The organism is Kitasatospora sp. NPDC001527, from assembly GCF_040298605.1.
GTDB lineage: Bacteria > Actinomycetota > Actinomycetes > Streptomycetales > Streptomycetaceae > Kitasatospora.
Map to the genome: position 1 here is coordinate 1 of NZ_JBEPAM010000100.1, position 9,338 is coordinate 9,338.

A 9,338-nucleotide genomic window follows, 5' to 3' on the forward strand; every position below is an offset into this window, starting at 1 on the left:
CGCCCCAACCCCGACGTTCCCGGGGGACCGCCCCCTGTCGCCTGTCGAAATCGTGTCGATCACCATCTCGTTTCCCCGACCCCCCCCGCGGAGTAGGAAGTCGGCCCCGCCGACTTCCTACTCCGCCCCGCCCCCGAACACCACCCGCAGGACCTCCCTCGCCAACTCCTCCACATCCGCCTCCCCCCTGCTCTCCGGCAGCGCCCCGTTCAGCCACAGGCTCGCGAATCCGTGCGCCACCGACCACGCCGCGAGCGTCGTCGCCCGGTCCGCCCCTTCCCCCCGCGACAGCTTCCGCCCGCTCGCCGCCAGCACCGCCCCCGCCCGGTCCCGGGCCGCCGCCAGCTCCGGATCGTCCGCCCGGTAAAGCTCCGGCCGGAACATCACCTCGAAGTACGCCCGGTGGTCCACCGCGAACCGCACGTACGCCACCCCCGCCCCGTACGGATCCCCCGCCGCCCGCTCCAACGCCCCCGCGAACAGCTCGAACCCCTCCGCCGCCACCGCCGTGAGCACCCCCGCCTTGTCCCCGAAGTGGTGCGCCGGCGCGGCATGCGACACCCCCGCCCGACGCGCCAGCTCCCGCAGGCTCCACCCCGACGGCCCCGACTCCTCGATCGCCGCCAGCGCGGCGTCCAGCACCGCCCGCCGCAGGTTCCCGTGGTGGTAGCTCTCCGTCTTCCCCATCCCGTTTCCTCTCTTCATCTAGCCATTGACAAGATTACCCCGCCGAGCAAATCTTGTCAGTGACAAGATTGGAGAGTCCGCATGGCCCCGCTCATCGCCCTCCTCGGCGGCTTCGCCGTCCTGCGCCTGCTCGGCCTCGTCGCCGTCGACGCCCTCGACGCCTGGCAGCCCGCCGTCCGCGGCGCCCTCGCCCTGATGTTCCTCACCACCGGCGTGCCGCACTTCCTGCCCGCCTTCCGCCGCGACTTCGTCGCGATGATCCCGCCCGCCCTCCCCCGCCCCGCCCTGCTCGTCACGCTCACCGGCGTCCTCGAACTGGCCGGCGCCGTCGGCCTCCTGGTCCACCCGCTCGCCCCCTACGCCGCCGCCGGCCTCGCCCTGCTGATGCTCGCGATGTTCCCCGCCAACGTGTACGCCGCCCGCCACGGCGGCACCCTCGCCGGAAAGCCCGTCACCCCGCTGCCCGCACGCACCGCGCTCCAAGTGCTGTTCGTGGCAGCGGCGGTGGCCGCGGTCTAGCATCCGCCGACCCCCACTAGGCTCAGCGCATGCCTCACGAGTGGTCCTTCCCCGACGACCTCATCCAGCTCCGGCGGGAGTACAACGCCGCCAGACGGTCGATGTGGGCGGACGCGATGGAGTCGCCCGAGCACCGCGACACACAACTCCAGCTCGGGGCCCGCATATCGGCCCACCCCTTCTGGGCGTCCGTCCCCGAGGACCAGAGGCACCTCGCCAACCGGGCGCTCAAGCAGGTCAGCCTTCACCCGTGGCCCTGATCCGGAGGGAACTCGGCATTCTCGAATGGCCGCGGAAGTGACCTGAAGATCACAAGCACGGAAGCAGGCCATGGCAGCTCCGGACATGATCGACCGGGCAGCTCCTGGCTGGCCGAGGGCCCTGCCGACCTGCCTCGACGGCCTGGTCTTCGACCGGCTGGTGAGCGGAGGCGAGGTGCCGCGCGAGGCTGTCGAAAGGCTGGTCGCCGCCACCCTGCGCCGCGGCCTGCCGGAGCGGGAAGTCGGACCCGCCGACTTCCTGCTCCGCCGGGCCGGACGGGAGCGGGCGCACAAACGCGCGGACGCGGCCCGCCTTGGTGGCGGGCCGCGTCCGAGTGCGTGGGAAGGGCGAGCCCCTACTCCACGATGCCGGACTTGGCGATGGTGATCTTGGCCTTGGTGCGGCCGCTCTGCGAGCCGAGGCTCTCGATCTTCGTCACGAGGTCCAGGCCGTCGACGACCTCGCCGAAGACGACGTGCTTGCCGTCCAGCCAGTCGGTGACGATGGTGGTGATGAAGAACTGCGAGCCGTTGGTGTTCTTGCCCGCGTTGGCCATCGAGAGCTGGCCCGGCTTGGTGTGCTTCAGCTGGAAGTTCTCGTCGGCGAACTTCTCGCCGAAGATGCTCTTGCCGCCGGTGCCGTCACCGCGGGTGAAGTCACCGCCCTGCAGCATGAACCCCGGGATGACGCGGTGGAAGGACGAGCCCTCGTAGCCGAAGCCGTGCTGGCCGGTGGCGAGCTCGCGGAAGTTCTGCGCGGTCTTCGGGACGATGTCGTCGAAGAGCGTGAAGACGATGCGGCCGGCCGGCTCGTCGTTGATGGTGATGTCGAAGAAAACGTTGGAACCCATGCAGGGATCATGGCATGCCGGGCGTGTCGGCGCGCGGCGCCCCCCGGCGCGCGGTCACGCTCCGCCGACCGGTGATCAACGGGTTCGGCCCCGCGCGCGGCGGCGCCTGGGCCAGGATGGCGGCGTGGAGAACGGGGAGGACAGGGTCCGGAACGCGCTCGACGGCGGCACGGTCCACGGCGGCGCGTTCCAGGCCGGGACCATGCACATCGCCCTCGGCGGGGCGGGCGGCGGACCGGCGCCGACGGCGCTCGCCTCGCTGCCGGCACCACCGGTGGACCTGGTGGGGCGCGGCGAGGCCGTGCAGGCGCTGCTGACGCTGCTCGCGCCGTCCGCGGGGGACGGCGGGCCGGTGCTGGTGTCGGCCGTGGCCGGGCTGGCGGGGGTCGGGAAGAGCGCGCTCGCGCTGTACGCGGCGCACGAGGCCGCACGGCGCGGCTGGTTCCCGGGCGGGGTGCTGTACGTGCCGCTGCGCGGCTACCGGCCCGGGGCGGCGGTGAGCGGCGAGCAGGCGGTGGGCGCGCTGCTGCGGGCGCTGGGCGTGCGCGACCACGACGTGCCGCCGACGCCGGAGGAGCAGGCCGCGCTGTACCGGTCCGCGATGGCGCGGCGGGCGGCGGAGGCCGGAGCCGTGCTGGTGCTCGCCGACGACGCCTCGGCGGCGGAGCAGGTCGCGCCGCTGGTGCCGGCGGACTCCTGTCACCGGCTGCTGGTCACCTCGCGGGACTGCCTGCACTCCCCCGGCTTCCCGGCGCGGCTGCTGCCGCTGGGGGTGCTGGGGGCGGCGGAGGCCGCGGAGCTGGTCGCGACGGCCGTGCGGCGGGCCCGGCCGGAGGACGGGCGGGCGGAGGCGCAGCCGCGGGCGCTGGCGGCGATCGCGGAGCACTGCGGGTACCTGCCGCTCGCGTTGCGGATCGCGGCGGCCCTGCTGGTGGACGACCCCGGGCTGCCGCTCGCCGATCTCGCGGAGGAGCTGGCGGACACCGGCAGCCGGCTGGACGCGCTGCGGCACGGGGACGGCGGCGGGATGTCGCTCGCGGTGGCGGGCGCGTTCGAGCTGTCGTACCGGCGGCTGCCGGAGGAGACGGCGAGGGTGCTGCGGCTGACGACGGTGAACCCGGGACCGGACGTCTCGACGGAGGCGGTCGCGGTGCTGGCCGGGCTCGGCAGGCCGGCCGCCCGGCGGCAGCTGGCCGCGCTGGCCCGGGCGAACCTGCTGGCGGAGCAGCCGGTGGGCTCGGGGCGCTGGCGGGCGCACGACCTGGTGCGGCTGTACGTGAAGCGCCTGGCCGACCAGGACGGCGAGCGCACCGCGGCATGGGAACGGCTCCTGGGCTACTACGCGTGCAACGGGCGCGCCGCCATGCGGCCCGGGCCCCAGACAGGTGCCAACCGCTCCGGGACCAGCCCGTTCCCCGATGAGGCGAGCGCCTACGCCTGGTTCTCCGTCGAACGCGAGAACCTCGACGCGATCGTGGACTCCCGTGCCGCCGGACGAGGGAAGCTCCTGGAGCTGACCGTGATCCTCGGCAGCCACATGGCGTACAGGACCTATCTGCACGCCCTCGGCATGGCCAGGTCCGTCACCGGAATCGAGCCGCCCCTGAGTGACCCGAGGATCCTCGAAACCGTCATGGAGATCCTCGGCCTCGGGCTGGAGATGATGCGGAGCGAGGACTTCGCGTCCTTCGTCGGCGATCAGCACTCCGAAGGCCGCCTCACCGACCTGGGCGTGGAACTCCTCCGGGCCGGACGGCACGACGAGGCCATCGACGTGGGCCACGCCGCCCTGGCCCTCCACCGGGCCAGGGGCAACAGGTTCGAGGAGGGGGTCACCTTGAGCCTCATCGGAGCCGCCCTGGGGTCGGCCGGGCGTGCCAAGGAAGCCGCCGCCCTGCTCGACGGGGCCATCACGGTCCACCAGGCCCCTCCGGACGGCCCGGCTGATCCGCCCGGAGCGCCAGGAGGTAGGCCTGCGGGGACTTCTCGTCCGCCTCCGGCTCCCGGACGAGGCGGGTGGTGACCCTGAGGCCGGCGTCGGTGGCCAACGTCTCGATGTGGGCGGGTTGTCGGCGGCGGAAGTCCAGGGTGACGGGGTGGCCCCAGGGGTCTTCGATGCGCAGGGCGGCGTCGCCGACCTGGAAGGCGAGGAGGAGGGGGGCTCCGGGGGCGAGGACGCGGTGGAACTCGGCGAAGGCGCGGGGGAGGTGTTCGGCGGGGGTGTGGATGATGGAGTACCAGGCCACGACGCCGGCCAACTCGCCGTCCGCGTAGGGCAGGTCGAGCAGGGAGCCGACCTGGAAGGGGATCTCCGGGTGGGCGGTGCGGGCCAGGTCGACCATGCGCGGGGAGAGGTCGAGGCCGGAGACGTCCAGGCCGAGGGCGGCCAGATGTCCCGTGATCCGGCCCGGGCCGCAGCCGAGTTCGGCGACGCGGCCGCCGCCGGCCGTCGTCACCAGCTCGGCGAAGACGCCGAGCATCGCGCGTTCCCAGGGGGAGGCGGCCAGCGCGTCGCGGAAGCGGTCGGCGTAGTCGGCGGCGACGGCGTCGTAGAACGTCCGGGCGGCGGCGAGGAATTCGGGCTCGGTGGTGGTCACGGCGGTCGACCCTACCGGGGTTAGGATCGGCCGATCCGGAGGGGCGGAAGGGGACATGGTGAAGAAGCGGGTCGGGATCTATCTGGCGCACCCGAGGCCGGGGAGCTTCAACCACGCGCTGTTCGGGGCCGTGGTGGACGAGCTGCGGGAGCAGGGAGCCGAGGTCGTCGCGCACGACCTGTACGCCGAGGGGTTCGCGCCCCTGCTCACCGCCGGCGAGACGGAGACGGTGGCGGCGAGCGGGGCCGCCGAGGACGCCCTGCTCGCGCTGCACCGGGACGAGGTGGCGGCGCTGGACGCCCTCGTGCTGGTGCACCCCAACTGGTGGGGCATGCCGCCCGCCGTGCTCGCCGGGTGGGTGCAGCGGGTGATGGTGCCGGGCGTCGCGTACAAGCTGGGGACGGCCGACGGGGAGCCCGTCGGGCTGCTGCGGGCCGGGCGGGCGCTGGTGCTGAACACCTCGGACACCCCGGAGGCCCGGGAGCACGAGGAGTTCGGCGACCCGCTGGAGCGGATCTGGGCGGCGTGCGTGCTGCCCTACGTCGGGGTGACGGACGTCCGTAGACGGGTGTTCCGCACCGTGAGCGATTCCTCGGACGACGAGCGCGCGCAGTGGCTGCGCCAGGCGCGGAAGGAAGCGGCGGCACTGATCGGCTGACGCGGACCGGAGGATCGCCTGCGGGTGCGTAGACGGCGGGCGGCGGAATGGTCGATCCGGGGCGGAGCACCGGGCTGGCGGCCCGCCGTGCGTGCTAGAACCGTCGACGGCAGTGACCGCTCACCCGCGGCCACCGCCCCCGCACCGTGCATCCACCGGCAACTCCTCGACCGAAGGAGAACCATGTCCGTCGCACGAACGGCCCGCACCGCCCGCACCGCCCGGTCCGGCCTGCTAGCGGCCGCCGCCTCGGTGGCGCTGCTGCTCTCCGGCGCCGCCGCCACCGCGCCCGCCTCCGCCACCACCACGACGACCACCGGCCTGGACGGCACCTACGCCTGCTCCGTCCCGGCCGGCTACGTCTACGACGGGGTGTCCATGAACCGCGCCTGCAGCGGCGGCGGCAGCTGGAACTCACCCCAGTTCCACCTGCGCACGCCCGTCGACGGGCTGACCGCGTGTACCGGCGCGTCGGGCTTCACCTACGACTTCGTCGGCCACAGCACCACGTGCAGCCAGCTGTCCGGCGTCCTGGCGACCACCTTCCACCTGCGCACGCCGGTCAACGGCATGTGGGCGTGCAGCGTCCCGAGCGGCTGGACCTACAGCGCGACCACCTCGAACCTGGACTGCGCCAGCGTCCAGGGCGTGCCGACCACCAAGTTCCTCCTGGCCCACTGAGGCCGGCCCCCTCGGCGTGCGGGCGACCCGGCGGGAACCGGGTCGCCCGCGTGCCGGACCCGGGCCGCGCCGATCGGCTGGCATGAACCGGAGAAGTCACGCGCGGGCGCGTAGACGGCGGCCGGCGGAATGATCAATCGGAAGCGGATCACCGGGCCGGCGGTCCGCCGCGCGTGCTAGAACCGTCGGCGGCGGCAGTGAACGCTCACCCGCGACACCACCGCCGCCGGCACCGTGCATCCACCGACAGCTCCTCCACCGAAGGAGAACCATGTCCGTCGCACGCACCGCACGCACCGTCCGCACCCTCCGGAACGCCTTGCTCGCGGCCTTCGCCGCGCTGGCGCTGGTGCTCTCCGGCGCCGCCACCACGTCCGCCTCCGCCGCCACGACGACCACGACGACCACCACCGGCCTGGACGGCGTGTGGGCCTGTGACGTCCCGGCCGGCTACGTCTACGACCAGGTGTCCATGAACCGCAGCTGCAGCGGCGGCGGGACGTGGAACTCGCCGCAGTTCCACCTGCGCACGCCCGTCGACGGGCTGACCGCGTGCATCAGCAACCCGGCCTTCGTCTACGACTCCATCTCCTGGGGCTACGCCTGCAGCCAGCAGTCCGGCGTGATCTCCAACGCCTACCACCTGCGCACCCCGTACGACGGCCTGACCGCGTGCGTGGGCACGCCGGCCTTCACCTATGACTTCACCGGCCGCAGCACGTCCTGCAGCCTGCTGTACGGGAGCAGCGTCCCGTCCACCACCTTCCACCTGCGCACGCCGGTGAACGGCCTGTGGGCGTGCGACGTCCCCCGCGGCTGGACCTACAGCGCCACCACCTCGAACCTGGACTGCGCCAGCGGCCCGAATGTCCCGACCACCAAGTTCCTCCTGGTCCACTGAGGCCGAGCACGGCCCGCAGGACGGGCGGGTGACCCGGCGACGCGGCCGGGTCACCCGCCCGCCGCGCTCAGACCAGGTCCAGCTCCGCGACCGCCTGGTCCCCGCTGAAGGCGCCCGTCGGCCGGAAGCCGAGGCGGGCGTAGAAGCCCGCCGGGCCGCCGTCCCCGGGCACGTAGGTGACGCAGACCCGGGTGCCGCCGCGGCGGCGGATCTCGGCGGCGACCTGCTCGACGGCGAAGCGGCCGTAGCCCCTGCCCTGGGTGTCCGCGGCGATGTTGAGACGCCAGAGGCCGGAGCGCGGCTCGTCGCCGGGCCGGAAGACGACGTCGAAGAAGGCCATCAGGAAGCCGACCGGCCGCTCGCCGTCGTAGACCAGCCGGGGCCAGGCGGTCTCGCCGTACGCGTACGCCTCGGCCAGCGAGGTGGCCACCGGGGCGACCAGGTGCTCCTGGTCGGGGCGGACCTTCAGCCCCAGGGCGGCGTCGATGTTCTCCGGGGTGACCGGTTCGAGCCGCAGGGCGGAGGCCGGAGACGATTCCGTCGGTGTGGACATGCCGGTCACCCTAGTGAGCCCCTGCCCGCCGGTCGCTGGTCTTCACGGCACCGCCGTGAAGACCAGCGAGGCGTTGTGGCCGCCGAACCCGAAGGCGTTGCTGAGCCCCGCGCCGAGCGGGCCCCGGCGCACGGCGCCCGCGACCACGTCCAGCTTGACCGCCGGGTCCTGCCGCTCCAGGTTGCGGGTGGGCGGGACCACGCCGTCGCGCAGCGCGAGGACGGTCGCGAGCGCGCCCACCGCGCCCGCCGCGCCGAAGAGGTGGCCGGTCATCGACTTGGTGGCGGTGACCACCGGGTGGGCGCCGATCGCCTCGGTGACCGACTCGGCCTCGACCAAGTCGCCGAGCGGGGTGGAGGTGGCGTGGGCGTGCACGAGCGCGATGTCCAGCGGGGACAGCCCGGCCTCGGCGACCGCCCGGCGCATCGCGCGGACCTGGCCCTCGGCCGCGGCCGCGGTGATGTGGTGGGCGTCGGAGGTGACCGCCGCGCCGGCCAGCGCGGCGTGGGCGCGGGCCCGGCGGGCGGCGGCGAAGCCGGCCCGTTCCAGGACGACGACGGCCGCGCCCTCGCCGATCACGAAGCCGTCCCGGTCGGTGTCGAACGGACGGGAGGCGCGGCCGGGCTCGTCGTTGCGCAGCGAGTGCGCCCTGGCCTGGGCGAAGCCGGCCAGCGTCAGCGGGCAGATGCAGGCCTCGGCGCCGCCCGCGACCACCACGTCGGCCCGGCCGAGGCGGATGAGGTCCAGGCCCAGCGCGATCGCCTCGGCGCCGGACGCGCAGGCGCTCACCGGGGTGTGCGCGCCGGCCCGGGCGCCGAGTTCGATGGACACCCAGGCGGCCGGGCCGTTGGCCATCAGCATCGGGACGGTGTGCGGGGAGACCTTCCGGACGCCGGAGGCCTCCAGCACGTCGTCCTGGCCGAGCATGGTGAGCGCGCCGCCGGTGCCGGTGCCGATCACCACGGCGAGCCGCTCGCCGTCGACCTCGGGGGCGCCGGCGTCGGCCCAGGCCTCGCGCGCCGCGATCAGCGCGACCTGCTCGCAGCGGTCGAGCCGCCGGGCCCGGACCCGGTCGATGACCTCGGACGGTTCGACCGCCAGCTGCCCGGCCATCCGGATCGGGAGTCCGGCCGCCCAGTCGGCCTCGATCGGCCGGATGCCGCCGTCGCCGGCCAGCATCGCGGCCCAGGTGGAGGCGACGTCGCCGCCGAGCGGTGTGGTCGCCCCGAGACCGGTGACCAGCACCGGCTCGGCGACGGGGCCTCGGGTCGAGTTGTTGTCAGTACCCATCGAAAAGACTCCATGGCTTCTGTGGAGGTTGTGAGGTGGATACAACTCTCCGCATCGGTGGACTCGGGGGGCATTCGCCTCACCGCCCACCCTGCCACGGCCGTGATGGTCGTTCAGATGTGCCGCTCGCCCGATTCGACGGGCCGGCCCTTGTAGGAATCCCATAGGCTCGACGAAACGGCAGGAGCCCCCGGCCGCATCGCCGCGGCCGGGGGCTCCGGTGGGTGCCGTACGGGATCACGGCAAGTTGCGGGCCATCACGACGCGCTGGATCTGGTTGGTGCCCTCGTAGATCTGCGTGATCTTCGCGTCCCGCATCATCCGCTCCAGCGGATAGTCCC

At 73.9% G+C, this 9,338-nt stretch carries 12 protein-coding genes and 1 pseudogene; 7 read left to right on the forward strand and 6 right to left on the reverse strand.

From position 1 onward, the window contains the following. Positions 1 to 117: 117 nt before the first annotated feature. Positions 118 to 687 carry a TetR/AcrR family transcriptional regulator gene (locus tag ABT238_RS38200; RefSeq protein WP_350807096.1) on the reverse strand — a complete coding sequence of 190 codons (570 nt, stop codon included), beginning with the start codon at positions 685 to 687 and terminating at the stop codon, positions 118 to 120. Between the two features lie 81 nt (positions 688 to 768). Between ABT238_RS38200 and ABT238_RS38205 the strand changes: the two genes are divergently transcribed. The 3 genes and pseudogenes from ABT238_RS38205 to ABT238_RS38215 all read left to right on the forward strand — a co-directional run. Then, positions 769 to 1,206 (forward strand): DoxX family protein, encoded by a 438-nt coding sequence (locus tag ABT238_RS38205; protein ID WP_350570501.1) that lies wholly within the window; start codon positions 769 to 771, stop codon positions 1,204 to 1,206. Positions 1,207 to 1,235: 29 nt separating this feature from the next. Beyond that, positions 1,236 to 1,466 (forward strand): DUF8825 domain-containing protein, encoded by a 231-nt coding sequence (locus ABT238_RS38210; protein ID WP_350570502.1) that lies wholly within the window; start codon positions 1,236 to 1,238, stop codon positions 1,464 to 1,466. A gap of 121 nt (positions 1,467 to 1,587) precedes the next feature. Continuing rightward, positions 1,588 to 1,686: pseudogene (locus ABT238_RS38215) on the forward strand (TetR family transcriptional regulator); the annotation flags it as partial. A gap of 136 nt (positions 1,687 to 1,822) precedes the next feature. Here the strand turns inward: ABT238_RS38215 and ABT238_RS38220 are convergent. Continuing rightward, on the reverse strand, positions 1,823 to 2,317 hold the full coding sequence (locus ABT238_RS38220; RefSeq protein ID WP_350572433.1) for a peptidylprolyl isomerase: 495 nt from the start codon (positions 2,315 to 2,317) through the stop codon (positions 1,823 to 1,825). Between the two features lie 124 nt (positions 2,318 to 2,441). Here ABT238_RS38220 and ABT238_RS38225 point away from each other — a divergent pair, with 124 nt between their 5' ends. After that, on the forward strand, positions 2,442 to 4,340 hold the full coding sequence (locus tag ABT238_RS38225) for an ATP-binding protein (RefSeq protein ID WP_350807106.1): 1,899 nt from the start codon (positions 2,442 to 2,444) through the stop codon (positions 4,338 to 4,340). Here ABT238_RS38225 and ABT238_RS38230 read toward each other — a convergent pair. Beyond that, positions 4,228 to 4,914, reverse strand: a complete 687-nt coding sequence (locus ABT238_RS38230; protein WP_350807110.1) for a class I SAM-dependent DNA methyltransferase — start codon at positions 4,912 to 4,914, stop codon at positions 4,228 to 4,230. The genes ABT238_RS38225 and ABT238_RS38230 overlap by 113 nt on opposite strands. A 55-nt stretch (positions 4,915 to 4,969) precedes the next feature. Here ABT238_RS38230 and ABT238_RS38235 point away from each other — a divergent pair, with 55 nt between their 5' ends. The 3 genes from ABT238_RS38235 (at position 4,970) to ABT238_RS38245 (ending at position 7,154) form a co-directional block, all read left to right on the forward strand. Beyond that, positions 4,970 to 5,572: an NAD(P)H-dependent oxidoreductase gene (locus ABT238_RS38235; protein ID WP_350807114.1), complete on the forward strand. Its 603-nt coding sequence runs from the start codon at positions 4,970 to 4,972 to the stop codon at positions 5,570 to 5,572. 183 nt (positions 5,573 to 5,755) lie between these two features. After that, on the forward strand, positions 5,756 to 6,253 hold the full coding sequence (locus tag ABT238_RS38240; protein WP_350572429.1) for a hypothetical protein: 498 nt from the start codon (positions 5,756 to 5,758) through the stop codon (positions 6,251 to 6,253). Positions 6,254 to 6,524: 271 nt separating this feature from the next. Beyond that, positions 6,525 to 7,154, forward strand: a complete 630-nt coding sequence (locus tag ABT238_RS38245) for a hypothetical protein (protein ID WP_350807117.1) — start codon at positions 6,525 to 6,527, stop codon at positions 7,152 to 7,154. A gap of 67 nt (positions 7,155 to 7,221) precedes the next feature. On the opposite strand, the gene ABT238_RS38250 is transcribed toward ABT238_RS38245, so the two are convergent. The 3 genes from ABT238_RS38250 to ABT238_RS38260 form a co-directional block, all read right to left on the reverse strand. Then, positions 7,222 to 7,707, reverse strand: a complete 486-nt coding sequence (locus tag ABT238_RS38250; protein WP_350572427.1) for a GNAT family N-acetyltransferase — start codon at positions 7,705 to 7,707, stop codon at positions 7,222 to 7,224. A gap of 42 nt (positions 7,708 to 7,749) precedes the next feature. Continuing rightward, positions 7,750 to 8,997, reverse strand: a complete 1,248-nt coding sequence (locus ABT238_RS38255) for a beta-ketoacyl-[acyl-carrier-protein] synthase family protein (RefSeq protein WP_350807123.1) — start codon at positions 8,995 to 8,997, stop codon at positions 7,750 to 7,752. A gap of 237 nt (positions 8,998 to 9,234) precedes the next feature. Then, positions 9,235 to 9,338, reverse strand: a 104-nt coding sequence (locus ABT238_RS38260; RefSeq protein ID WP_350797196.1) for an acyl-CoA dehydrogenase family protein, incomplete at its 5' end; no start/stop codon positions are given.